The 24622-nt window shown below is 66.9% G+C and carries 21 protein-coding genes and 1 other RNA gene; 12 read left to right on the top strand and 10 right to left on the bottom strand.

Features of this window, described 5'->3' with window-relative positions; genetic code table 11:
* Positions 1-19 precede the first annotated feature (19 nt).
* Entirely contained in the window at positions 20-2581 is a 2562-nt protein-coding gene (locus NM961_RS15880; protein ID WP_255915392.1) for a type VI secretion system Vgr family protein, read from the bottom strand.
* Between the two features lie 637 nt (positions 2582-3218).
* On the opposite strand from NM961_RS15880, the gene NM961_RS15875 reads away from it, so the two are divergent.
* Positions 3219-3674 carry a hypothetical protein gene (locus tag NM961_RS15875; RefSeq protein WP_255915391.1) on the top strand — a complete coding sequence of 152 codons (456 nt, stop codon included), beginning with the start codon at positions 3219-3221 and terminating at the stop codon, positions 3672-3674.
* Positions 3675-3739: 65 nt separating this feature from the next.
* Here the strand turns inward: NM961_RS15875 and NM961_RS15870 are convergent, their stop codons facing one another.
* Positions 3740-4441 carry a hypothetical protein gene (locus NM961_RS15870; protein ID WP_255915390.1) on the bottom strand — a complete coding sequence of 234 codons (702 nt, stop codon included), beginning with the start codon at positions 4439-4441 and terminating at the stop codon, positions 3740-3742.
* 817 nt (positions 4442-5258) lie between these two features.
* Between NM961_RS15870 and ssrA the strand changes: the two genes are divergently transcribed.
* Both ssrA and NM961_RS15860 read left to right on the top strand, forming a co-directional pair.
* Positions 5259-5611: a transfer-messenger RNA gene (gene ssrA / locus NM961_RS15865) on the top strand.
* A gap of 233 nt (positions 5612-5844) precedes the next feature.
* Positions 5845-7017 carry a DUF3375 family protein gene (locus NM961_RS15860; protein WP_255915389.1) on the top strand — a complete coding sequence of 391 codons (1173 nt, stop codon included), beginning with the start codon at positions 5845-5847 and terminating at the stop codon, positions 7015-7017.
* A gap of 170 nt (positions 7018-7187) precedes the next feature.
* On the opposite strand, the gene smpB is transcribed toward NM961_RS15860, so the two are convergent.
* Positions 7188-7682: an SsrA-binding protein SmpB gene (gene smpB / locus NM961_RS15855; RefSeq protein ID WP_255915388.1), complete on the bottom strand. Its 495-nt coding sequence runs from the start codon at positions 7680-7682 to the stop codon at positions 7188-7190.
* Positions 7683-7835: 153 nt separating this feature from the next.
* On the opposite strand from smpB, the gene NM961_RS15850 reads away from it, so the two are divergent.
* Positions 7836-8267: a type II toxin-antitoxin system RatA family toxin gene (locus tag NM961_RS15850; RefSeq protein ID WP_255915387.1), complete on the top strand. Its 432-nt coding sequence runs from the start codon at positions 7836-7838 to the stop codon at positions 8265-8267.
* Positions 8260-8577: an RnfH family protein gene (locus NM961_RS15845; protein ID WP_255915386.1), complete on the top strand. Its 318-nt coding sequence runs from the start codon at positions 8260-8262 to the stop codon at positions 8575-8577. The genes NM961_RS15850 and NM961_RS15845 overlap by 8 nt, the downstream gene beginning before the upstream one ends.
* A 24-nt stretch (positions 8578-8601) precedes the next feature.
* On the opposite strand, the gene NM961_RS15840 is transcribed toward NM961_RS15845, so the two are convergent.
* Positions 8602-9015: an outer membrane protein assembly factor BamE gene (locus NM961_RS15840; RefSeq protein WP_255915385.1), complete on the bottom strand. Its 414-nt coding sequence runs from the start codon at positions 9013-9015 to the stop codon at positions 8602-8604.
* Positions 9016-9264: 249 nt separating this feature from the next.
* Between NM961_RS15840 and fur the strand changes: the two genes are divergently transcribed.
* Entirely contained in the window at positions 9265-9672 is a 408-nt protein-coding gene (gene fur / locus NM961_RS15835) for a ferric iron uptake transcriptional regulator (RefSeq protein ID WP_255915384.1), read from the top strand.
* Positions 9673-9694: 22 nt separating this feature from the next.
* On the top strand, positions 9695-10096 hold the full coding sequence (locus NM961_RS15830) for a hypothetical protein (protein WP_255915383.1): 402 nt from the start codon (positions 9695-9697) through the stop codon (positions 10094-10096).
* Positions 10097-10322: 226 nt separating this feature from the next.
* Here NM961_RS15830 and NM961_RS15825 read toward each other — a convergent pair whose 3' ends face one another.
* Both NM961_RS15825 and NM961_RS15820 read right to left on the bottom strand, forming a co-directional pair.
* Positions 10323-11066, bottom strand: coding sequence for a class I SAM-dependent methyltransferase (locus tag NM961_RS15825; RefSeq protein WP_255915382.1), 744 nt, complete (start codon positions 11064-11066; stop codon positions 10323-10325).
* Positions 11053-12246: a BtaA family protein gene (locus tag NM961_RS15820; RefSeq protein ID WP_255915381.1), complete on the bottom strand. Its 1194-nt coding sequence runs from the start codon at positions 12244-12246 to the stop codon at positions 11053-11055. The genes NM961_RS15825 and NM961_RS15820 overlap by 14 nt, the downstream gene beginning before the upstream one ends.
* Before the next feature lie 158 nt (positions 12247-12404).
* On the opposite strand from NM961_RS15820, the gene NM961_RS15815 reads away from it, so the two are divergent.
* The 4 genes from NM961_RS15815 to NM961_RS15800 all read left to right on the top strand — a co-directional run bounded on the left by NM961_RS15815 (position 12405) and on the right by NM961_RS15800 (position 17143).
* Positions 12405-13649, top strand: a complete 1245-nt coding sequence (locus tag NM961_RS15815) for an ATP-binding protein (protein WP_255915380.1) — start codon at positions 12405-12407, stop codon at positions 13647-13649.
* Complete coding sequence (locus NM961_RS15810; protein ID WP_255915379.1) at positions 13646-14173, top strand: response regulator transcription factor; 528 nt, start codon at positions 13646-13648, stop codon at positions 14171-14173. Before NM961_RS15815 ends, NM961_RS15810 begins: the two co-directional genes overlap by 4 nt.
* Before the next feature lie 413 nt (positions 14174-14586).
* The gene (locus NM961_RS15805) at positions 14587-16611 is read left to right on the top strand and encodes a TonB-dependent receptor family protein (protein ID WP_255915378.1); all 2025 of its coding nucleotides are present in this window, start codon (positions 14587-14589) and stop codon (positions 16609-16611) included.
* Positions 16612-16765: 154 nt separating this feature from the next.
* Positions 16766-17143, top strand: a complete 378-nt coding sequence (locus NM961_RS15800; protein WP_255915377.1) for a VOC family protein — start codon at positions 16766-16768, stop codon at positions 17141-17143.
* A gap of 81 nt (positions 17144-17224) precedes the next feature.
* Here the strand turns inward: NM961_RS15800 and glmS are convergent, their stop codons facing one another.
* The 3 genes from glmS to NM961_RS15785 all read right to left on the bottom strand — a co-directional run bounded on the left by glmS (position 17225) and on the right by NM961_RS15785 (position 21704).
* Positions 17225-19060: a glutamine--fructose-6-phosphate transaminase (isomerizing) gene (gene glmS, locus NM961_RS15795; protein WP_255915376.1), complete on the bottom strand. Its 1836-nt coding sequence runs from the start codon at positions 19058-19060 to the stop codon at positions 17225-17227.
* 246 nt (positions 19061-19306) lie between these two features.
* Complete coding sequence (locus NM961_RS15790) at positions 19307-20314, bottom strand: NAD-dependent epimerase (RefSeq protein WP_255915375.1); 1008 nt, start codon at positions 20312-20314, stop codon at positions 19307-19309.
* A 94-nt stretch (positions 20315-20408) separates the two neighbouring features.
* On the bottom strand, positions 20409-21704 hold the full coding sequence (locus NM961_RS15785; RefSeq protein ID WP_255915374.1) for a nucleotide sugar dehydrogenase: 1296 nt from the start codon (positions 21702-21704) through the stop codon (positions 20409-20411).
* A 195-nt stretch (positions 21705-21899) separates the two neighbouring features.
* Between NM961_RS15785 and NM961_RS15780 the strand changes: the two genes are divergently transcribed.
* Entirely contained in the window at positions 21900-22271 is a 372-nt protein-coding gene (locus NM961_RS15780; RefSeq protein ID WP_255915373.1) for a hypothetical protein, read from the top strand.
* A gap of 123 nt (positions 22272-22394) precedes the next feature.
* Here NM961_RS15780 and NM961_RS15775 read toward each other — a convergent pair whose 3' ends face one another.
* Positions 22395-24431 carry a M20/M25/M40 family metallo-hydrolase gene (locus NM961_RS15775; protein WP_255915372.1) on the bottom strand — a complete coding sequence of 679 codons (2037 nt, stop codon included), beginning with the start codon at positions 24429-24431 and terminating at the stop codon, positions 22395-22397.
* Positions 24432-24622: the final 191 nt, after the last annotated feature.

Here is a 24622-nt window from a genome sequence, read left to right as displayed (position 1 = left end):
GCCGTTGAAAACCGGCCGTTCATTGCTTGCCGACCATGCCGGCCACGGTCTGTACCGCCCCCAGCGCCTGGCCTGCGCCGCCGAGAAAGCCCGCGCCGCCGGCCATCTGCGCGATACCGTCGAGCTGCCGCACCACGCCGAGCACGCTGCCGGCCTTGTCCATCAGATTGCCCAGCGCACCCATCACGCCGTCGCCGGCGGCGGCTTCGGCTGGCGCCGCCGCGGCTTCCTTTTCTTCCTCCGGTGGCGGTGCTGCCGGCGCGGATTGCGCCTTGCCGCAGTTGATGTAGACGTCACCGCCGTCGGCGTTCACCTCCGCGCTGCCCAGCAGATGGATCATCTTGCCTTCGAGGTAGATGGTGCCGTCGGCCTTGAGCACTATTTTTGAGCCGCCGCAGACCAGTTCGAAATGCTCGCCGACTTCGATGCGGTGGACTTTTCCCGTCTTGTCCTCCCGCCTTTCGCCGACCGTGGTTTGCAGCTGCTTGCCCACATCCAGCGTGCTTTTCTTGCCGATGCGGGTGCTTTCCTCGCTGCCGACGAAGGTGTTGCTCTTGTTGCCGACCGCGGTATTCATCATCAGCCCCACATTCAGGCTGTAGGCCATGCCGATAGTGCTCATGCGCGCCAGGCCCACCGATTCGATATTGGCCAGGCCTATGGTCTCGGTCTTGAGGCGGCCGACCTTGATCGCCCAGTTCTTGCCGATCTTGTCGTTCTCGCTCTTGTTCACTTTCTTGCTGCGGTTGCGGCGCACCGTCACCGTTTCGTTGCCGTCGACGCTGCGCGTGCGATTCTGGTGCACGGTCAGCGTTTCGTTCTGATCGACCGTCCCGGTCCGATTCTTGTGGATGGTGATGGTTTCGTGGCCATCCACCGTCTCGTTACGGTCCTTGTGAATGGTGATGGTCTCGAAGCCGTCCACGGTCTCGGTGCGGTCGTTGTGTACCGTGATGGTTTCGTTGTGGTCGACGGTTTCCGTGCGGTCGTGCTTCACATGCACGGTTTCATCGTGGTCGATGGTCTTGGCGCGGTCGTGGCCGACCCAGTGCGTCTCGTCGTTTTCGACTTCGATATCCTGGTTCTTCTCGGCGTGCAGCCAGACCTGTTCCTCGCCTTTCTTGTCCTCGAAGCGGAAGGCATTGGCATTCTGCGAATGGCCGCCCATGGAACTGCGCGACAGGAAGCCCGATTGCGTGGCGTTGGCCGGCAGGCCCCAGGGATGCGGGTTGTTCGTGTTGTAGACGCGGCCGACGATGATGGGCTGGTCCGGATCGCCGTTCAGATGATCGACGAGAACCTCTTGCCCGATGCGCGGGATATGCACGCCGCCGAAGCCCGTGCCGGCCCAGGGATGCGATACGCGGATCCAGCACGAGGAATTTTCATCCTTCTTGCCGTAACGGTCCCAGTGAAATTGCACCTTCACCTGGCCGTGTTCGTTGGTGTAGATCTCCTGGCCTGCAGGCCCCGTCACCACCGCCGATTCCGGACCCATCGTATGCGGCTTGGGTGTGCGCCGTTCCGGCCGGTACGGCTGGTCGGTCGGATGCACTTCCGCGGCAATCGTCAGGCGGTGTTCGGTACTGTCCTCGTTGCCGTCGTAGTCGTTGTCGCTGAAATCGTATTCGGCGCCGACGACCAGGTATTCCTTGTTGTAGTCGCCGACGACGTGCTTCTCCAGCGTGAACAGCCGACCCGGCGCGAGACCGCGTGCGCGGCCCTGGCCGTGGCTGCGCTTGTGGCTGGCCTGCAATTCCTCCAGGCGCACGCGCGCGTAAGGATCGCCTTCGCCCAGCGTGGGATAGCTGCCGGGATAGTCGAAAATGTCGTAGCTCGCATGTGGATGGCCGGCGGGGCGCACGCGCTGGGTGGTGAGATCCGCGGCGGGCATGACGAAGTTGTAGTCGCGGGCGAAATACTTGCCGCTTTGCACCGTGCCGGCGGCGGCCCAGCCGTGCAGGTGATCCTTGTCCGGCACGGTGGTGTCGTGCGGATAGAACGGAATCTTCGCGTAGCCCGGGTAGGGGCTGGCCAGGCCGATGTCGTCGGTCAGCACCAGCGTGTGCTCGCCGGCCGAATGCTCGAACCAGAACCAGATGCCTTCGTGCTCGAGCAGCCGCTGCACGAAATTCGCATCGGTTTCGCGATACTGCACGCAGTAGTTCCATTTGCGGTAGCTGCGCGACAGCAGCCACTTGGTCGGAAACGGATACATGGCCAGCACCTGCCTGACGATCTCCGGTGTGGTCTGGCCCTGGAAGATGCGGTAGTCGCTGCGTCGCGTGGCGTACCACAGCCAGGGCCGCAGCTGCGCGGCATACAGGTGCTGCTTGCCGCGGCGGCCGGCGGAGCGGAAGTGTATGCACTGGCCGTTGAGATGCCGTCGCGCGCCGCCTTCGAGTTCCAGGTCGACCGTGATCGGCCGGCCGAGCAGGTCGTCGGCGGAAAGGCCTTTTTCCTCGCTCTTCAGCGTCAGCTGGAAGTCGAACAACTGCGACAGTGCTTCGCGCCCCTGCAGGCTGTCGAAGCGCAGCACTTCCGGACCCAGCGGGGTGGTGACATTCAACGCACGATTCATGACGATTCCCTTCGAAACGGCGAGTGTGGCTTCACCGGGTTCGTGGCGCTGCGTAGCGGCGCCTGCCCGATATCCCCGCTGCATTCCTCAAATCGCAGGTTAGCAAATGGAAATCCCGTCGTTCCGGGATTTTTTTCACAGCTTGCCTGCTGCGATCGGACGGAACGTATTCGTGTCCTGCCTTGCGTCCCTTTGCGTGAGACTTGGGATGGAGTGTGCTTTCCGCTGTGCGACCGGAAGGCCCTTGGGTTTCCGCGGCGTACGTGCAGCTGTTCGAAGCCGGCGCAGACGCTCATGTGCCGGCATTGTGCAAATTCGTCTGATCCTGTTTTTCGCGATTTCACGATTTGGGGATAGGCGGGATCACTGCCTGTGATTTTCGTTGCGCGCACGGCAATTTGTTTGCAGGCATGGAAGGCCGATCTGGCTGCAGCACGCGGTTCGCCGCGGCCGGCCGGCGTGCATCTGCGCGCAATCCGTGGCGGAGCGCCTGGTTGCGGGTGGACGGCGGCGGTTGTCGACCTGCTTCCGTCTCAGCCAGTTCCGCATTCGCTGCGGATCTTTAGCCGACGCTTGCGGGCAGGGTAATGCCAGGTTGTCCTGGCGGGCCTGGACGGATTTGCCGGATAATTCCGCCGTGCATCTGCTCTGGCGCACTATCAGCGCGTATTCCGACGGCGCTCTTTGTCTGGGCGTATTCCGCCAGCTCGAACTGGCCGAACAGGCGAAGCGCGATTACAGCGCCGCCTTGCGCAACGGGGAAATCGCCGACCGCTGGGCGGAACAGGCGTATCGGCCCGGGATCGATGTCGATGCGGACCTGCGCACCGTTTCTGACTTGCGTTGTCGCGAAATTCTGCCATCGCAGAGCAAGGTGCTGGTCGTCAGTCATGTCGAGGAGGCTTTCGGCCAGACCCATCGCTGTTTCGTTGCGATCTGCGGCACCGGGGCGGCGGCGCAACGCGAAGAGCGGCAGATCAATGCGCAGCGGCAGGCATTCCCGTACTACGTGGATATCGAATGCCTCAGGCTGGACGAACTGGTGCTGCAGCCGGTCAGCGCCGGCGACCGGCTGCGGTACCCGGGATCATGAAAAAGCGCTGAGGGTGCCGATGCGGCTGCCGCGGTCCTGCTGCAGCGCCGCGTATCGCGCCCAAGTCAGGGCGCCCAGTCCGCATCGCAGGACAATGCCATCTGTTCCTTGCCCGGAATCGGCAGCGCTGCCAATTTTTCCTGTAGCGGTGCGACGGCGGTGCGGAAAGCCTGTTCGTCCGCGGCGGCGATGCTCGCTTTCCACGAGACTTCGATGAGTGCGCGCGTTTCCGCGGACCTGGGTTTGAATGTCCAGTATTCGATTTTCAGATCTTCCTTTGCGCCGGCGGCGGCCGTCGGCCCGTCCAGCTTGTAGCGTGTCATCGAGATTGCACAGGGCCGTGCCGCCGAGGTGGGCGCGAATGCCGCGGGCAGTGGAGAAATTTTCCGCGGATCCACACTGCAGCTGATCCCGGCGTTGCGCACATTGTTTTCCGGATTCAGCGCCAGGGCGATATCGGTTTCCTGCTCCGTCCCGATCTTGTTGCAACTGCAGGCGCGGACTTCCGGCAAGGCGGCCGGCAGCGGCGCCGGGCCGCGTACCTTGTAGGTGAGTTCGGTTTCGACCTCGCCATCTTTTTGCTGCAGCCGCTGGCGCAAGCTGGCCTTGTACTTGTCGGGCCAGTCGTTCTCGGCGACAGCGTAGTAGCTGACGGTGAACTTCCTGGCCTTGGGCAGCTCGGCCAGCGGCGCGGCGCTGTGCTGCAGGCGGCCCAGCACTTCTTTCAGCTCGCGGTCGGCCTGTTCCAGGCTGGTGCTGGAGGTCATCCAGCGCAGTGTGTACTCGGCAGCGCCTGAGGCAGGCGGGGAAGGGCTGGATGGTGCGGGCGCTGCTGCAGGCGGCTTCTGCGTCGGCGTTCCTTCACATGCGGAGGTATCTGTCTTGCAGCCGCTCAACAGCAAGGCCAACAGACAGATATTGCCGAGTAGGCGTTTCATGCGGCCTCCGTTGTGTTCCTGCGCTGCGGTCGTAGCGGGTGGATGGGCGCGCCGGTCGGCGGGCGCGTATTCGGCAATGCGTGACCAGATGGGCTGGATCGGGCTACCGATAGCGTCCACAGCGATCCAGATGCCGTGCTCCGGAAAAGCCTTGTCGTGCTGGTTACCGAAGTAGCGCGGGAATTTTCCGCGCGGATCGGGTTTCCAGCCAGTTCACAGGTACAGGTGTCGCTCGAAGCGGATTTCTCCCAGTGGAAATGCACAAAGGGAGTTTCCCGGCCAGTGTGAATGGCAACCCGGGTCTGGTGATGGTTGGGTCTGGCAGGGAAACCGGGTGTGTTCGGTGCTGCCGGTGGCGGCGGCGTCGGAACTGGATGCGGAGCGAGATTCCATGGGTCTCATGGTCTCGACCGCCGGGAGCCCCGGGGGATCGAATGCGATACGTCGGGGAATGTCGCCTCTGCGGGCCTGGCCCCGGGCTCTCCGCCAGCCGTTGCGGGCATCATGAACCGGTCCGGCGCGAACGCGCCGCTGCGGCCGCCCGGGCGCGAACGCCTTTCCGGTCGCAGCAGCCGGCCTTGAAATCCCGCCAGTCTGTCATCACATCGCCATCGACGCTGGCATCGTGCTAGCATCGCCTTTCCCCGGGGGTGTCACGGCTTCGACGGGGGTAGTGAGATAGTTGGGTGCATGCCGAGGGGGCAGCTTTCCTCGTTAATCCAGCGGCAAAAATTCAGACGCCAACGACGACGTCTACGCTCTGGCCGCTTAAGGCCTAGCCCCGAACCCACTTGTGCCTGTGCTCGTGGATGTAGGGTCATTATCACAGGATCGCTGGGACCCGCCGCCTGTCGGTGCCCGGCTAAAACTTACAGGCTGGTCCGACGGTGCGCCTTGCGCACTGTGCTGCCGGCGGACGAGACCCAACAGTGAGCTAAGCATGTAGTACCTGGCGTCAAACGCCTTCGGACGCGGGTTCAATTCCCGCCACCTCCACCATTTGCCAAGGCCCGGATGACCTCCGGGCCTTTTTCTTGGCGCAAGCGCTGCTGCACACGGCATTGATCGTGCTTTTGGCGCAATGATGTGCGGGACGTCCGCAGGCTGCCGGGGAGGAGGGACGGGGCTCCCTCATCATGGCTGTCGTGGTAGCTTGCGGGTGCGCGTCGTTCAGTGGTTTTTTCCCGAGGCTGCCGCATTTGAGACGCTACTGAAAGCCAGGCTCTTCCGCCATGAACCACGCAACCCTTGCCGCCTTGCGCGAGCGTCATCCCGCCTGGCGGCTACTGGCTTCGCCGCATGCGCCGCTGGTGGCCAGCTTCCTGTATCGGAAGTTCGTTGCGCCGAATGTGCGCGTGATGAATGAAGCGGATCTCTCAGAAGCCTTGGAAGACGAGCTGTTCGCGCTGCGCGAACAGCTGGGAGAGGAGGCTTATCCCAAAGGTGCGTCGGAGTATCTGGGCGGCTGGTGCGCATCTGACAAGGGCTGGCTGCGGAAATTCTACAAGCCGGGCACCGATGAAGCGCAGTTCGATCTGACTCCTGCTGCCGAGAAAGCTATTGCCTGGCTGGTTTCGCTGACCGAGCGGCCGTTTGTTGGCACCGAATCGCGTCTCTTGACGCTTTTCGCGCTGCTGGAACAGATCAGTGCCGGCACCGAAGCCGATCCCGTCAAACGAGTCGAGGAACTGCGCAGGAAGCGCGCGGAGCTCGATGCCGAAATTTCCCGCACCATGGCGGGCGAAGTGCCGCTGCTGGACGACACGGCAGTCAAGGACCGCTTTCAGCAGTTCCAGCAACTGGCGCGCGAGCTGCTGGCTGACTTCCGCGAGGTGGAGCACAACTTTCGCCAGCTCGACCGCAAGGTGCGTGAGCGGATTGCGTTGTGGGAAGGTGGCAAGAGCGCGCTGCTCGACGAGATCATGGGCGAGCGTGATGCCATCGGCGATTCGGACCAGGGGCGCAGTTTTCGCGCCTTCTGGGACTTCCTCATGTCCAGCCGGCGGCAGGAACAACTCTCTGAGCGCCTCGACCAAGTTCTTGCACTGCCTGCCGTCGCCGCACTGAATCCCGAACCCCGTACCCGTCGGGTACATCACGACTGGCTGGAAGCCGGAGAACATGCGCAACGCACAGTGGCGCAACTGCACTACTGGGGCGACATCGACACGCATGGTTTCGCGATTCTCGACCAGTTTCGCGCCCACTTTCCCCAGGCGGCGTCGTTGCTGATGGACCAGGAGATGCTTCGCGCTCATCGCCTGCACTGGAGCGAAGAGCCCGAGTCCCGGCATCACGACCTGCTGCGCCAGACGCCGGATGAGGTGGCGCTGTATGACGATCTGCGCTTCGATCGTTTTCAGTCCAGGCTGAGGCTGGAGCAGGAGCGTGTCGGTTTCGGCTGATTGAACGAGACGCTGCGGGGATTGCCGTGACGAGGTGAGAGAACCGCCTGGGCTGCGCACCCTGCGGATCCTTGCCGATCTGTGCCAGCAGCAAGCGCGAGGCGAAAGCATGCCGTGCAGGATTTCGTGCGCGGATGCGTTCGCGCGCCGGCCCGGATCCGCACTGCCTGTCAGGCGTCGCGGTTATGCGCCCGCATCGTCCGCTGCTTCTCCCGGTTCCAGTCCCGGTCCTTTTCGGTCGCGCGCTTGTCGTGCTCCTGCTTGCCGCGGGCCAGGCCCACTTCCACCTTGACCCGGTTGTTCTTCCAGTACAGCGCGGTCGGGATCAGGGTGTAGCCCTTGCGTTCCACTGCGCCGATCAGCTTGTCGATCTGCTCGCGGTGCAGCAGCAGTTTGCGGGTGCGGCGGTCGTCGGCGACGACGTGGGTGGAGGCCTGGATCAGCGGGGTGATCTGGGCGCCGAACAGGTAGAGTTCGCCGGCCTTGATCAGGGCATAGGCATCGCCGAAATTGACCCTGCCGGCACGGATGCTCTTGACCTCCCAGCCCTGCAGCACCAGGCCGGCTTCGTAGCGGTCGTCGATGTGGTAGTCGTAGCGGGCGCGCTTGTTCAGGGCGATCGTGCCGCCGCCGTCCTTGTCTTTCTTGTCCTTGGGCTTTGCCATCTTCGGTAGAATCCGCCGCGCTCCGTCACGGGGCGCTTTGTTGTATGTGTGAGTGAACGCCTGACATGCGCCTTGCGGCGCAGAGTTCAAGGCGGCAGCCGCTGACCGCCGCCGCGGGCAGCGCGGCCAGTTGCCCGACGCGAGACCGCCGATTTGATCCAGATCCGACGCAGCGCCCTGGTGCGCTACAGCCCCGCCCAGATGTTCGACCTGGTCAACGAGGTGGAAGCATACCCCAGGCGTTTCTCCTGGTGCGTCGGCGCCGAGGTGCTGCAGCGCGACGAGGCCAGCCTGACCGCGCGGCTGCAGGTGCGCGTGGCCGGGCTGAGCCAGAGCTTCACCACGCGCAATACCCCGGTGCGTCCGGAACGCATCGACATGCAGCTGGTCGACGGCCCGTTCCGTGCCCTGACCGGCGCCTGGACTTTCGCCCCGCTGGGCGAGGTCGGCTGCAAGATCGCCCTGGCCATGGATTTCGAGTATTCCGGCGCCCTGATCGGCTCGGCCCTGCGCCTGGGCTTCCAGGGGCTGGCCGACCGCATGGTGGACGAGTTCGTGCGCGAGGCGGCGCGTACCTATGCCTGAGACCGCGGCCGGCCTGCTGCGCGTGGAAGTGGCCTATGCCGAGCCGGGCGCGCAGTTCCTGCAGGAATTGCGTCTGCCGGCCGGCGCGACGGTGGCTGATGCACTGGCCGCGAGCGAACTGGCGCGCCGCTTTCCGGCGCTGGACCTGGCGACAGCCAGGATTGGCGTTTTCAGCCGGCCGGCGGCGCCGGCGACCGTGTTGCGCGACGGCGACCGGGTCGAGGTCTACCGGCCGCTGCAGGTGAATCCGAAAGAGGTGCGGCGCCAGCGCGCCGAGCGCAATCGCGCCAAGCCCGCGCGCCCGGGCTGAGACCGGGCGCGCGGCGCGGGTTCATCAGCCGCCGCGGCCCTGCTTCTTCTCGTCGGGGCGCTTCTCGTCGGGGAACTGGACGCGGTATTTCTTGGCGTCCTTGATCAGCTGGGCCGGGTCTTCGGGGAAGTAGTCGCCTTCGATGCGCGCCAGGGCGTCGTTCTCGAAGGTGAGGCTGAGGTTCTTGGTGGCCATCTTGCCGCCGCGGCGCTGGATCGAGGAGACGTAGTCCCATCGGTCGGTGTCGAACGGGCTGGTGATGGGCGGCGTGCCCAGCAGCAGGCTCACCTGGCGCTTGCTCATGCCCGGCTTGAGCTGGTCGACGATGGGCTTGGAAAGCAGGCTGCCCTGTTGCACGTCGGGCCGGTAGATGACGCCGCAGCCGGCCAGTGCGAAGGCCAGGCCGGCGACAGTCAGGGAGCGGGTGAAACACCTCATCACGACGATCCGGTCAGTCAGGAAAGTCCGGATGATACACTAGCCCTGCTGATCGGCCGGAACACCCGGCCAGTGCCGCGCCTCTGCCGGCACCGGCTCCGGCCATTGGCGTGCGGACCTTTGATTTGCAAGGATTCCGCACCAGGCCACCGCGATCCAGGCAGCCCCGCAACGTGAATCGCCCCGAAACGGGCAGGCCCATCGTCCCGCCGCCGGCCAACGCTGCCCGCGCAAAACAGGAGAAACATCGTGGAATCACAGGATCTGCGCAAAGTCGGTCTGAAGGTCACTCATCCGCGCGTGCGCATACTGGGCATACTCGAAGAATCCGGCGGCAAGCACCTGACTGCCGAGGACATCTACCGCGAGCTGCTGGCCCATGAGGACGACATCGGCCTGGCCACGGTGTACCGCGTGCTGACCCAGTTCGAAACCGCGGGTCTGGTGCTCAAGCACAATTTTGAAGGCGGCCAGGCGGTGTACGAACTGGACCGCGGCCATCACCACGACCATATGGTGGACCTGGATACCGGCAAGGTGATCGAGTTCACCAGCGAGGAGATCGAGCGCCTGCAGCGCGAAATCGCCGACAGGCACGGTTATGTGATCGAGGAACACAGCCTGGTACTGTATGTGCGGCCCAAGCGCAAACGCTGAGCGGAGCCGGGGAGACGACCTCATGAAGCCGCGCAGCGCACCGTGGCGCGGATCCGGTTTTCGCGGCGCTCGCACACGCGCAAGTCTGGCAGCTGTCCTCGGGATGGCGCTGGCATTCGCGGCCGCCGCGACCGTGGCGGCGCCGCTGGATGAAGCAGCGGCCACGAACCGCCTGCTCCAGCAGCTGAAACGCAGTGCGCCCTACCGCGTCCATGGCGACTGCCTCAGTCTGCTGGTCGAGGAAAGCGAGCCGGCTTTCTTCGGCATCGCGGTACACGAAAAGCACGGCGATGGCTGCCCCGGCGATCCCGCGACGGCGCCGGTGCTGGATCGCTTCCGGGTGGATGTGGCGACGGGGGCGATGCGGCGTTACGACGTGGTGGAAGACCGCTATGCGGAGTGGGCGCCTGATATGGCGCGGTGAAGCCGGCTGACGGGTTTCTGCAGGCGCTGTAGATTCCGGTGCACGAAGCGCCTGAATTTTCGCCGCCGACCCGCGGTTGAAAGCAATGACGAAAATCCAGGCGCCGATACCAGCTCGGATGTTTCCCTGGTGAGCCGGGATTTGCGATTCGGGATTCGCAAAAGCGCGCATCGCTTTTGAATCCCGGATCCCCTCATCCCGAATCCCGCACCTCTCCGAAGCCCACTCAGTCCGTGACCGGCTTCTTCCCGACAAAGCGATAGACCGGCACCTTGACCAGCGGCAGGTAAGGCACGGCGGCGTGCGCCTCGACCAGGCTGTGCTGGGGCAGGCTGGTGCGCAGGGCGGGCAGGTGGGCGGCGTCGAGCTTCACGCCGTCGTGGCCGAACCAGGCCGGCCAGAAGCGCCGCGTGAACAGGCTGTGGCAGCGCAGGCCGGCGGGCGGCGCGGCTTCGGAAACGTAGAAATCCACGATGGCCAGCGTGCCGCCGGGCTTGAGCATGGCCAGGGCGTTGACCAGCGCGGCACGCCAATCGGGGATCATGGTCAGCGCATAGGAGAGATAGACGCAGTCCGCCGGCGTGTGCGGCCGCCAGGTGGTGGCGTCGGCCTGGCTGACGCGGATGCGTGCGTCGGCCATGGCGCGCAGCTGGGCGCGTTCGGCCAGGGCGGGGCAGAGGTCGACCAGTTCAAAGCGGGCGATGCGCGACCATTGCTGCGGCGTGAAGAAATCCAGATTGCGGCCGGTGCCGCCGCCCAGTTCCACCACCACCGCATTGGCCGGCAGTTGCAGGCTGGCGATCAGTTCGCGCCGGCCCTGCAGCAGGCGTTCGCGGAAGGCGTCGTAGTGCGCGGCCTGGGGCGCGTAGAACGCCTGCAGGCGTTCGGCATGGCCGGCGTCGCGCGGCATGCCGCGCAGCAGGCTGCGCAGTACGCCGATCTCGGCGCGCAGGGACTCAAGCCGGCGCATCGGCGATCACGAAGCCGGCGTAGGTGTGGACGCGGTCGGCCTGGTGCAGGCTCTGCGCCAGGTCGTCGCGGAAGGCGAGCACGTCGCGCAGCGGCAGGTGGTCGCGGCCTACGCGCAGGTTGTCCAGATAGGCCGGCCGCGCATGCGCGCTGCGTAGCAGGATGCGTGCGCCTGGCGCGGCGCGCTGCAGGATGGCATCCCATTCTTCGGCCAGCGCCTGCGGGTAGTAGCTGCTCATCCAGTCCATGTGGTCCAGCAGCACGAAGCGGGTGATCGGTTCGTCGTGGCCGCGCAGGAATTCGGTCACCGTCGTGGTATGCGGCACGATGGCATCGACGCGGCCGGCCTTGAGCGCGGCGAAATTGTCCGGCTTGAGGTATTCCGGACAGCAGTCGCGGCGGTAGCGGCCGGCGACATAGACATGCCAGAAATAATTGTCCGACGCCGGCAGCTGGCGGAACACGTACTGCACGGCTTCGCGGATGAAGCCGGCGATGCCGCCGGCGTGCTGCGCCTCGACCAGCTTGCGCTGCGGATAGGGCACGCCCAGCAGGCTCATGACGAACTGCTGCGACAGCAGCCAGTTGACCGGCTTGTTCCACATCAGCGGGGCGACGCGGTCATCGTAGATCACGCGCTGCTCGGACAGGTCGCGCGCCTGGAACAGCGCGGTGAGGGCGTGGTTGAGCCGCGGCCGCAGGCGGAAGTAAGCGCGGAAGCTGCGCGCCACGAGGCCTGAAAGACCGTGGAAGTAGAAGCTGCCGCGCGGATTGGCGAACCAGGCCCAGTGCCTGTCCCACCAGGACTGGGCGAAGGGGCTGAGTTCGGCGCGCAGCCTGTCCTGGTACAGGCGGCGGAAATCCGCATGGAAGCCTTCGCCGAAGATGGCGAAGTAATCGTCGAACTCGAGCCGGCGTATGCCGGCGATCTTGAGTTCCAGCAATGCGGTCTGACGCGGATTGGCGTCGACCGCATGCACCCGGCGCGGGCCGGCGATGGCGTAGTCCAGTGCGTTGCACCCGGCGCTGGTGATCACCAGCACGCTGTCGTCAGGCCCCAGACACAGCGCCTGGCGGTCCACGGCCGGGTCTTCCCAGCAGGCGTTGTAGACCAGGTTGCGCGAGTAGATTGCGTTGAACAGGCCCTGGTCTATGCGGTCCCGCAGGCTGGGAGTATCCATTGGCGCCATCGGCTGCTGGTGTGCTGGCGCGCACGCTAGTGCCTGGGCATGACAAGCCCGTGACCGGGCGGGCGCCAGGGTTGCGGCACGGGCGCCGCCGCGGCCTGCGGCCGATGGTCGCAGCGCGGATGCGGCGGCGACGGCGTAAAGTTCCGCCCATGGCGACGACTTCTCCGGGACTGCTGCACAGTCTGACCACGCTGCGCTGGATCGCCGTGGCCGGCCAGGCCCTGGCCGTGCTGCTGGCCGTGCATGTGTTCGGCCTGCGGTTGCCCGCCTTGCCGCTGTGGGGCGGCGTGGCGGCGCTGGCGCTGTTCAACACCTGGGCCTGGCGCTCACGGCGCAGTGCGGCGGAGGACCAGCGCGCGGCACTGCGCCATATGCTGGTCGACGTCGCCAGCCTCACCTGGATGATCGGCTGGAGCGGCGGCGCGATGAATCCCTTCGCCTCGCTGTTCCTGCTGCCGATCGCCCTGGCCGCGGTGGCCTTGCCCTGGCGCGGCGTGGCGGTCGTGCTGCTGGCCAGCGGCGCGGGCTATGCGGTTTCCACCGTGGCCGGCCAGCCGCTGCCACATCTGCACGGCGCCTATGGCGATGCGATGGATCTGCACCTGTGGGGCATGGCGGTGAATTTCGCCATCTCGGCTGCTGTGGTGGCGTGGTTCCTGACCCGGCTCGCTCATGCCCTGCGCGAGCGCGAGCGCGAACTGGCGCGCCTGCGCGAGCAGTTCGCCCGCAGCGAAGGCATCGTCGCGCTGGCCACGCATGCGGCGGCGGTGGCGCATGAACTCAACACGCCGCTGGGCACCTTGACCTTGATGGTGGAGGATGCGCTGGACGATGCCGCGCCGGGCAGCCCGCAGCAGGCCGAGGCCGAGCTGATGCGCAGCCTGATCGACGAATGCCGCGACCGCGTGCGCCAGCTGTCGCAGCCGGCCGATGCGATGGGACAGCGGCGCCCGCTGGACGAGGCGCTGGAACAACTGGTAGATCGCTGGCTGCTGCTGCGGCCCACCGTGCGCCTGGGGCGCAGCGGCGAATTGCCGGCCGGCCTGGTCGTGGCCTGGGATGCGGGCGTGGGCCATCTGCTGCAGGCCCTGCTCAACAACGCCGCCGACGCCAGCCAGGCGGCCGGCTCGGTACAAGTGGATCTTGCGATGGAGTGGAAACAGGGCTGCCTGCGCGGCAGCGTACGTGATTTCGGCCGCGGCCTGGAGCCGGGCGCGCAGCGCCTGCCGCAGCAGTGGCTGCGCAGCAGCAAGCCCGGCGGCATGGGTGTGGGGCTGGTGCTGTCGCATGCGACGGTGGAGCGCCTGGGCGGCCGGCTGGCGCTGGACCAGGCCGAAGGCGGCGGCCTGCGCGTGCATTTCGAACTGCCGCTGAGCCTGGGGGCCGCGCCGTGAACGGCCTGCTCATCGACGACGATGCAGTCTACGCCCAGGTGCTGCAGCGTTCGCTGGAGCGCCGCGGCCTGCGCGTGCGCGTGGCTTGCGATGCGGCTGCGGCGCTGCAGCTGGTGGCGCAGGAGGCGCCGGAGTTCGCCCTGGTCGATCTGAAGATCGGCGCCAGCTCCGGCCTGAACCTGATCGCGCCGCTGCGTGCGGCGCGTGCCGATATGCAGATCATCCTGGTCACCGGCTATGCCAGCGTCGCGACCGCGGTGGAGGCGATCAAGCGCGGCGCCGACAACTACCTGCCCAAGCCGGTGACTGCCCAGGCCCTGATCCGCGCGCTGCAGGATGAACCTTTCGTCGAGGACGTGGACACCATGACGCCGCTGAGCCGGCTGGAATGGGAGCATATCCAGCAGGCGCTGCAGCAGTGCGACGGCAATGTTTCGGCCGCGGCGCGCCTGCTCGGCATGCACCGGCGCAGCCTGCAGCGCAAGCTGGCCAAACGGCCGGGGCCCGAAAGGCTGGAGCGCTAGAACCGCTCCGGTTTGCTGCCGCCGCAAAGCGGCGCGCCGGGCGCTGGTTGGCAGCGACTGCGCATCGCCATGCGGCTGCGGCTGTTTTCGCGCGCTGTTGAATTTTGTGGAACATATTCAGGCGACGGCATCGGCGAGATCGCCGGCCGGGACGCCTGCACAGCTGCCTCGGCTGTTCCGCCAGACGGCCCCACAGCCTTTCCCGCGGCGCTCGCACTGAAGCGGAGCTCCGCTGGGTGCGACAGTCGGTCGCACCCGCGCAGCAGCGTCTGCCCGTTGCGCCACGCAACGGAATGCCTTGCTGCGATGCACTCACGCCGGAATCGCCCCGCCGGCGGCTGCGACGGTCGGTCGCATCCCGCGCCGGCCGCGGCCGTGGCGTACTGGCGCGTTTGTGGAAAGGAGTGAGTTGCATGGTTTTGCTGCCGTTGTCCCAGGCCGTCGTCCTCGCACTGGTTCTCAACCCGCCGCCGCTGCCGGATGCCGGCGAGCGGCGCGAGGTGCTGCCGCGGATCGAAGTCGAGGCGACGACGCAGCGCGCTGCGGTCGAGGCCGCGCGCCGGCGCCTGGACGAGACCGCCGGCGGTGCCGGCGTGATCGACGCGGAGCGCTACCGCGAACAGCGTGCCAGCACGCTGGCCGATGCGCTGGGCTATGCGGCCGGCGTCTTCGTGCAGCCGCGCTTCGGCTCCGAAGAGTCGCGTCTGTCGATACGCGGTTCCGGTCTGCAGCGCACGTTTCATCTGCGCGGGCTGGAGCTGCTGCAGGACGGCGTCTACCTCAACCAGGCCGACGGCGGCGGCGATTTCCAGGCGGTGGAGCCGCTGGCGGCGCGCTATATCGAGGTCTACCGCGGCGCCAATGCGCTGCAATACGGCGCGGCCGCGCTGGGCGGCGCGGTGAACTTCGTCAGCCCCACCGGCCGCGATGTGGCGCCGCTCACGCTGCGCCTGGAAGGCGGCAGCTTCGGCTATGGACGCGCCCAGGCTGCCTTCGCCGGCAGCGATGCGCGGCAGGATTACTACGCCAGTCTCAGCGCCTTCGGCCAGGATGGCTTCCGCGATCACGCGCAGCAGGAGACTTATCGCTTTTTCTCCAATTACGGCGTGCAGCTGGATGGCGGCGAGACGCGCTTCTACCTCAGCCGCGTCGACACCCATTCCGCGCTGCCCGGCAGCCTGACGCGGGCCGAACTGGAATCGGATCCGCGCCGGGCCGCACCCGGCAATCTCAGCGGCGACCAGCGGCGCGATTTCGCGCTGACCCGCCTGGCCAATCGCACCGCGCTGCAGCTGGACGGCGGCGGCGAGCTGGAGTTCGGCGCGTTCTACGCCTACAAGCACCTCAACCATCCCATCTTCCAGGTGCTGGTGCAGGATTCGCGCGATGCCGGCGTCAATCTGCGCTGGCGCCACGAGGCGCAGTGGGGCGGCCGGCGCAGCGTATTCACGGCGGGCGCGGCGCTAATCGACGGCAGCCTGCGCGATCGCCGCTACGCCAATATCGGCGGTGCCCGCGGCGCCCCGACCAATGCCTTCGACAGCGAGGCCACGCGCCTGTCCGTCTTTGCTGAGCAGCAGTACTACCTCACGCCGGCCACGGCGCTGGTATTCGGCCTGCAGGCTTTGCGCAACCGGCGCGAGGCGCAGGACAGGCTGATCACGGGCGGCCGCGACGAGAGCTATGCGCGCAGTTATTCCGGCGTCAGCCCCAAGCTGGGCCTGCGGCATGAATGGGCCGACGGCGTGACCGTATTCGGCAATATCAGCCGCAGCTACGAGCCGCCGAGCTTCGGCGAACTGGCGGGCGGTCCGCAGGTGACCCTGGTCGATGCACAGAAGGCCACGAGCGGCGAGATCGGCCTGCGCGTGGAGCGTGCCGCAGTCGCGCTGGATGCGGCGCTGTACCGCGCCGACATGCGCGACGAATTGCTGTCGCTCAGCGATGCCGACGGCAATCCGCGCGGCACGGTAAATGCGCCGCGCACGCGCCACCAGGGCATGGAACTCTCCGCGACCTGGCGTTTCGCGGATTCCGCCGAACTGCGTGCAGCCTATCTGCTCAACGATTTCCGCTTCGACGGCGATGCGGTCTACGGCGACAACCGCCTGGCCGGCGTGGCGCCGCAGCTGCTGCGCGCCGAGCTGCGCTGGAGCCTGGGCCGCTGGTATCTGGCACCGACGCTCGAATGGTCGCCGCAGCGCTCTTATATCGACCATGCCAACAGCTTCGCCGCGGATTCGTACGCCGTCGCCGGCCTGCGCGTGGGCGGCGAGGCCGGCGCGCAATGGCGCTGGTTCGTGGATGCGCGCAACCTCGGCGACAGGCGCTATGCCGCAACTACCGGCGTCATCGCCGATGCGCTGGGCCGCGACAGCCGGCAGTTCCTGCCGGGCGACGGGCGCTCGGTGTTTGCGGGAATCGAGTGGCGCAGGTAGCCGGAAGCTTCTGACCGCCGATGCGTTGCAGTGATCGTTGCCTCTGCAATCGCTCGCCACAGCAACCGCAAGGGCCGCCGATGCCATTACTGCCGGCAGTTCCGGCACCGCCGCAATCCACCCAGGATGGCGGCTGGCCCCACGGAGTACAGCCATGCTGCACCATATTTCCTTTGCGGTGACCGACCTCGCGCGTTCCACCGCTTTCTACGACGTGGTGCTGGCGATGCTGGGCTATCGCCGCGTATGGACTTCGGACACGGCTGCCGGCTACGGCATTGAAGACGAAAACGATCTTTTTGCAATCAAGCAGCGTGCCCAGGTGCAGCTGCCGCCTTCCGGCTTTCATCTGGCGTTCGTCGCGCCGTCGCGTGCGGCGGTGGATGCGTTCCATGCGGCGGCGCTGGAGCAGGGTGCGAAAGATCTGGGCGCGCCCGGGCTTCGTCCGCACTACGGCGACAACTACTACGCGGCCTTTGTCTATGATCCGGATGGCTATTGGATAGAAGCGGTGATCAACCGCGCCGCGTGACAGTCCTGTCGTGGGAAACCGGCGGGAGCCTCCAGCGAAGCTCCCGCCTTTTGAGGGTGCGCCAGGAACGCGCCAGCGCGCTTATTCCACCGTCACCGACTTGGCCAGATTGCGCGGCTGGTCCACGTCCGTGCCCTTGAGCACGGCGACGTGGTAGGCGAGCAGCTGCAGCGGGATATTGAACACCGCCGGCGACACCAGGTTGTGGCCGGCGTCGATGCGCAGCAGGGCGCCGCGGTTCGGGTCCAGCTTCACATCCACGTCGGTGTCGGCGATGACGAACAGCTCGCCGCCGCGGGCGCGCACTTCTTCCAGGTTGGATTTCAACTTTTCCAGAAGCTGGTTGTTCGGCGCGACGGCGATCACCGGCATGTGCTCGTCGACCAGCGCCAGCGGGCCGTGCTTGAGTTCGCCTGCGGGATAGGCCTCGGCGTGGATGTAGGAGATTTCCTTGAGCTTGAGCGCGGCTTCGACCGCGATCGGGTAGCTCGCGCCGCGGCCCAGGAACAGGGCGTGCTGTTTGTCGACGAAACGCTCGGCCAGCGCGGCGATGGCCGGCTCCAGCTTGAGCGCCTCGGCCACCATGCGCGGCAGGGTGGCCAGCTCGCCGACCAGGGCCTGGTAGCGCTCGTCGGCGATGCCGTTGATGCGTGCCAGTTCCAGCGCGAGCAGGGCCAGCGCGGCCAGCTGGGTAGTGAAGGCCTTGGTCGAGGCCACGCCGATCTCCGGCCCGGCGCGGGTCATCAGCACCAGGTCTGATTCGCGCACCAGCGAGGATTCCGGCACGTTGCACACGGCCAGCGCGCCGAGGTAGCGCGCGCCGGCGCGGCCGCTGCGCAGTGCGGCCAGGGTGTCGGCGGTCTCGCCGGACTGGGATACGGCGACGAACAAGGTGCCCGGCGGCACCACGGTTTCGCGGTAGCGGTATTCGCTGGCCACTTCCACTGCGCAGGGCAGGCCGGCCAGGGCCTCGATCCAGTAGCGTGCGACCAGGCCGGCGTGATAGCTGGTGCCGCAGGCGACGATATGCACCTGGCGCACCTGCGCCAGCAGCGCCTCGGCGGCGACGCCGAACACGTTCGGCAGTATGCGCGAGCCGGCGATGCGGCCTTCCAGCGTGCGCGCGACGGCTTCGGGCTGCTCGTGGATTTCCTTGAGCATGTAGTGGCGGTATTCGCCGCGCTCGACCGCGTCCGCGGTGAGATCGGTTTCGCGTTCTTCGCGCGCGACCGGGCGGCCTTCGGCGTCGAACACGCGATAGCTGTCGCGGCGGATCTCGACGATATCGCCTTCGTCCAGATAGACGAAGCGGTTGGTCACGCGCAGCAGGGCCTGTACGTCGGAGCCGAGGAAATGCTCGCCCAGGCCTATGCCGACCACCAGCGGGCTGCCACGGCGCGCGCCGACGACGCGGTCGGGCTGGCGCGCCGACAGCACGGCGATGGCGTAGGCGCCGTGCAGGCGCTGGGTCGCGCTGACGACGGCCTGGAGCAGGTCCTGACCTTCGCGCTGCAGGGCGTCGATGAGGTGGGCGATGACTTCGGTATCGGTCTCGGAGCTGAAGGCATAGCCTTTTTCGGTCAGCTCCCGGCGCAGTTCCTCGTGGTTCTCGATGATGCCGTTGTGCACCACCGAGATCTGCTCGGAGGAAACGTGCGGATGGGCGTTGTGCGTGCTGGGCACGCCGTGGGTGGCCCAGCGCGTGTGGGCGATGCCGATGCGCGCCGGGGCGGGTTCGGCGGCGAGCAGCTGTTCCAGTTCGCGCACCTTGCCCTTGGTGCGCCGGCGCAGCAGGGTCTGGTCCTGCAGCACGGCCAGGCCGGCCGAGTCATAGCCGCGGTATTCCAGCGCCTGCAGGCCGGCGATCAGGATGGGGCCGACTTCGCGATCGGCGACGGCACCTACGATTCCACACATGGGCTAACTCCGGAAAACAAAGGTCTGGCCAGTTCAGCAGCGTTTTCTGGCCGCTTGCGGCGCGGCGCCGGGCCGCTTCATGGCCGGGCGCGGGCAGTATGCGGCGCGGCGGGCGCGCACTATGCGCCAGAGCCGGGCCGGGCTGCCAGCCTGGGCCGGCGGCGGCCACATTCGTTCACGCCGCTGCGGCCGTCTGCCGCCGGGCGAGGTGGCGGCGGCAGGCCGGCTGTGCAAGCCGGCAGAGGCTCAGACGCCGTAGAACTCGCGGTACCAGCGTACGAAGCGCTCCACGCCGACTTCCACCGGCGTATCCGGACGGTAGCCGGTGTCGCGCATCAGCGCGTCCACGTCGGCCGAGGTGTCGGGCACGTCGCCGGGCTGCAGCGGCAGCAGGTTTTTCTGCGCGGTCATGCCCAGGGCCTGCTCGACCAGTTCGATATAGCGCGACAGCTCCACCGGCTGGTGGTTGCCGATGTTGTAGACGCGGTACGGCGCCTGGCCGCTGGCCGGCGTGGGCGCCAGCGGATCGAAGTGCGGATCCGGTCCGGGCACGCGGTCCAGGGTGCGGATCACGCCTTCGACGATGTCGTCGATATAGGTGAAATCGCGCGTGTGCCGGCCGTAATTGAACACGTCTATGGGTTCGCCGGCGAGGATCTTGCGCGTGAACAGGAACAGCGCCATGTCCGGGCGGCCCCAGGGGCCGTAGACAGTGAAGAAGCGCAGGCCGGTGGTCGGCAGCTGGTAGAGATGGCTGTAGGTATGCGCCATCAGCTCGTTGGTCTTCTTGCTGGCGGCGTAGAGGCTGAGCGGGTGGTCCACACTGTCGTCCACCGAGAACGGCAGCTTGCGGTTGCCGCCGTAGACCGAGCTGGACGAGGCGTAGACCAGGTGTTCGACATGCCGCTCGCGGCAGGCTTCCAGGATGTTGAGGAAGCCGACGATGTTGGCATCGACATAGGCGCGCGGGTTTTCCAGCGAATAGCGCACGCCGGCCTGGGCGGCGAGGTTGACCACGCGCTCCGGGCGGAAATCGGCGAAGGCCGCGTCCAGCGCGGCGCGGTCCTCCAGTGCGGCGCGCACGAAACGGAAGCCGTCGCGCAGCAGCAGGCGGTCCAGCCGGGCCTGCTTGAGGCTGACGTCGTAGTAGTCGTTGAGGTTGTCGTAGCCCAGTACCTCGTCGCCGCGGTCGAGCAGGGCGTGGGCCAGGGCGGAACCGATGAAGCCGGCAGCGCCCGTAATCAGGATTCGCATGAAGCTTTTTCCCTAACTGATTGTCGGGTAATCGGATTTATTGTTCTTTTCGCGTTCCGCGGGAAACCCTGCGGCAGCGCATGATACGCGCGCCTCAGAGGCGCTCGTCGACGTCCTCCCGCGGCAGCAGGCTCTTGACGTCGAACAGTACCGCGCCGGCCCGGCCGCAGGCGCGCAGGCGGGCAGCGCCCAGTTCGGCGAATTCGCGGTGCGCCACGGCCAGCACGATGGCGTCGTAGCCGCCGTCGCGCGGCAGCCCGGGCAGCAGGTCCAGGCCGTATTCCGCCCGCGCCTGGGCAGCGTCGCCGCAGGGGTCGAACACATCCACGGCGATGCCGTAGCTGCGCAGCTCGGCGATCACGTCGACGACGCGGGTATTGCGCAGGTCCGGGCAGTTCTCCTTGAAGGTCAGGCCCAGCACCAGCACGCGCGCATCGACCAGGGCAATGCGCCGCCGCGTCATCAGCCGCATCACGCGCTGGGCCACATGCGCGCCCATGCCGTCGTTGATGCGGCGGCCGGCGAGTATGACTTCGGGATGGTGGCCTATCTCCTGCGCCTTGTGGGTCAGGTAGTAGGGATCCACGCCTATGCAGTGGCCGCCGACCAGGCCGGGGCGGAAGCCGAGGAAATTCCACTTGGTCGCCGCGGCCTGCAGCACTTCCTGGGTGTCCAGGCCCAGCTTGCAGAAGATCTGTGCCAGCTCGTTGATCAGGGCGATGTTCAGATCGCGCTGGGTGTTCTCGATCACCTTGGCCGCCTCGGCCACGCGGATGCTGGAGGCCTTGTGCGTGCCGGCGCGGATGATGCGGCGGTACAGCGCATCGACGAAATCCGCCGCCGCCGGCGCGGAGCCGGAGGTGATCTTGACGATATCGGGCAGGCGCCGGCTGTGGTCGCCCGGATTGATGCGCTCGGGGCTGTAGCCGGCGTAGAAATCCACGTTGTATACCAGGCCCGATTCCTGCTCCAGCACCGGGATGCAGACTTCCTCGGTGGCGCCGGGATAGACCGTGGATTCGAACACCACCACGTCGCCGCGGGTCAGGTGCCGGCCTACGCTGCGGCTGGCGGCCAGCAGCGGGGTGAAATCCGGCCGCTTGGCCGCGTCGATCGGCGTGGGCACGGTGACGATATAGACATTGCAGCCGGCCAGTGCGGCCGCATCGGCGCTGTAGCGCAACTGTGCGGCCGAGGCCAGTTCCGCCGCGCCGACTTCGCGCGTGTGGTCGCGCCCGGCCTGCAGTTCGGCGATGCGTGCGGCATTGATGTCGAAACCCAGGGTCGGCAGCTGGCGGCCGAATTCCACCGCCAGCGGCAGTCCCACATAGCCCAGGCCGATGATGCCGACGCGAATCTGCTCCGGAGCGGCGAGGGGTGCTGGATTCATGGACGGCCCGGCGGCGGAAAAGCGCACAGTCTAGCAGGCCGGCGCGCGGCACCGCCGCGGCGGGCAGGACGGCCCGGTCCCGGCCCGGACGGGCTGCGTCGCGGGCCGGGTGCACAGTTGTTGAATTGCCATACGTCGGCGTCGGCCCTTCCAATCCGGCTGTCGCCGGCGCGGGCCGGAGTGGCAGGAGGAATCATGCGGCGGATTGCGCGGCGGTTTTTCACGCGGGCAGTGCCCGCGCTGCTGTCCGGCCTGGCCGCGGCCGCGGATGTGGCGGAGGACGAGGCGCTGTACCTGCAATCCCTGGTGTATGCCGGCGTGCTGGCCTATTGCACCGAGCGCCAGCCGGCCCAGGCCAGCGCCCATGCGGAAGCCCTGGCCGGCTGGTTGCAGCGCAATCAGGCGGCGCTGGCCCGGGGCGAGGCGGCCGCGCGCGGCGGGGAGGGTGACGGCGCCGCCGAGGCCGAGGCGCGCCGCCGGATCGAGCGCGCCATCGCGGAAATCCGCGCCCTGCCGCCGGCCGCGCAGCAGGAACGTTGCCAGGATCTGCGGCGCGGGATCGGGTAGTCCGCCCAGTCCGCCGTTCCGGACTGCGCGGCTGCCGGCGGCGACAGCCATTGAAATTCCGGAGTAATTTTCGCCAGATCCGCGGGCCGCCGCCGCGCCGTCCGGTGCGGCGGCGGCCGCGGTTCAGAAGGTGATGCTCCAGCTGTCGATCTTGCCGACGTCGCCCGGGCCATTGTCGTTGACGCGCAGGTTCCAGGTGCCGTTGAGCAGTTCGCTCGACAGATTCAACGTGACCGTCTTGTTGATATTGTCGGTGCCGCCGCCGCTGCGGTTGTGGATGTTGTACAGCGTGCCGTCGGGCGCCACCAGGTCGACCTTCAGGTCGCCCTGATAGGTGTGCACGATGGCGACGGTGACCGAGGCATTGCTCGGTGCATTGCCGCTGCGGCCGGACACGAGGATGGGGCTGTTGACGGTGGCGTTGTCGCTGATGGTGTAGTCGGTGGTGTTGGTATAGGTCTGTGTGCCGCCACCGCCGCCGGTGCTGTAGTCGCCGACCAGGCTGGCGCCGGAGAAGGTCGAATAGGCTTTCAGCCGTACGTGATACGTGCCGGCGCCGGGCGTGGCGATGGTGCAGCTTTCGGCGTTGGTGGAGCCGGTCGATTTGCAGTCGTTGACCGTGTCGCTGGGCGCGCTGCCGAATTTGACGAAGAGGTCGGCATCGCCGCTGCCGCCGGAACTGGTGAAGGTCAGATTGCTCGCGCCGGCCGGCACATCCAGGGTGAAATCCAGCGCCTGGCCGGCGCTGGCGGCGAGGCCGGTCTTGGGCACGCCCTTGGTCAGTGCATTGCCGCCTGGAGGCGGGCCGCTGCCGGCGGTCTTGCCCAGCTCGCCCAGGAAGGCCAGGCCCAGCTTGGCGAAATTCGTGCTGTGGTTGGCCGTGCCGCCCATGTTGGCCAGGGTGTCGTTGGGTGTGTGCAGGTTGGGGAAGGTGGGGCCTTCGTCGTACATGGCCGCGGGGAAGCCGGCCGAGGTCCACGAGGCGTGGTCGGAACAGCCGTAGCCGCAGCTGGTATTGCTCAGCGTCAGGCCGGACGGCGCCATGTAGGCCGCGAACAGGTCGCGCAGGAACTGCACCAGCGTCGCATTGGAATAGTCCGTCATCACGCGCAGGGTGGTGGAGGCGTTGCTGGCGCGGTAGTTGGTCATGTCCATCTGCAGCACGCCGACCACATTCTTGCCCTGGCTCTTGAACGACTGGGCGATGGCGTTGGAACCGCGCAGGCCCACTTCCTCGGCCGCGTAGCCCATGAACTTCACCGTGCGTTGGGGTTTCCAGCCGCTGGCCAGGGCAATGCGTATCACCTCGGTCAGGGTGGCGATGCCCGAGGCATCGTCATCGGCGCCGGGCGCATTCATGCTCTCGCCGCTGCCGGAATTGGAGATCGAGTCCAGGTGCCCGCCCAGCACCACGATCTCGTTGGGCAGTTCGTTACCCTGCACGGTCAGGATCACCGAAGGCTGGGTGCTGCAATTGCTGCATCCGGTGAAGAGTTCCGCCGTGACGTCGCTGCGGCCGTTGGCCAGTGAAAGCCATTTGTCGCGGATCCAGGTCGCCGCATTGCGGCCGTGGGTGGTGGCGTAGTAACGGTTGGGATAGCTGGTGGACAGGTGGGTGATGCTGCTGCGGATATTGGCCTCGGTCACCTGGCCCAGCCAGGGGTTAACCGTGGCCTGGTTGTCGATGCTGTAGACGGCGAGGAACTGATTGCGCACCGCCTTGTCGGCGGCGTTGTCCTGCAGGAAGGCTTCGGCCTCGGCGCGGGTGGCGAAGGCAAAATAGCCGCCGCAGCGGTGTTCGCGTTCGTGGATGCGCTGGCTGATGTCGGCGAGGCGGAAATTGTCCACCTCAACCAGCACCAGTTCGCTGCCCAGCCGGTCCTGCAGCGGCTTGGGTGCGCGGGCGAATTCGGCCACGCTGCGCAGGTAGCTGTCGCGCGAGGTCACCAGGTAGACCGGTGCGAACGGATCCTCGCCGCGCTGCTGCATGGCGGCGATGCCGGCCGGGCCGTCTTCGGCCGGGCCATGGCCGAACACGCCGCCGGCCAGCAGGGCGGCGATGCTGCCGGCCAGCAGGCGGGCGTGAAAAGTGCGGCGGCGAAGGGTGCGCGGCGAAAGCGCGCGCGCAGCGCCGCCGTCACCCGCAAGAGTCTTGCGCATGAGTCATCTCCCCGTAATGGATCACTGCCCCCCGGCAGCGGCGCCGCGACGGCGGCGCGGCGCAAGAGTAGGAAGAAAATGCGCTTGTTCCACAAGGGTATTAACTATTGCATCGCAGCAGCCGGCGCGGCGCCGCCAGGCGAACTGTGATGCGTGCACGCTGCGGGGCGGCAGCGGCAATTTGCAAAAAC

The sequence above is a fragment of the Tahibacter harae genome (assembly GCF_024437735.1).
GTDB classification, from domain to species: Bacteria; Pseudomonadota; Gammaproteobacteria; order Xanthomonadales; family Rhodanobacteraceae; genus Tahibacter; species Tahibacter harae.
Note: the sequence above shows the minus strand (reverse complement) of the source record. Positions and strands in the feature narration are given on the sequence as shown.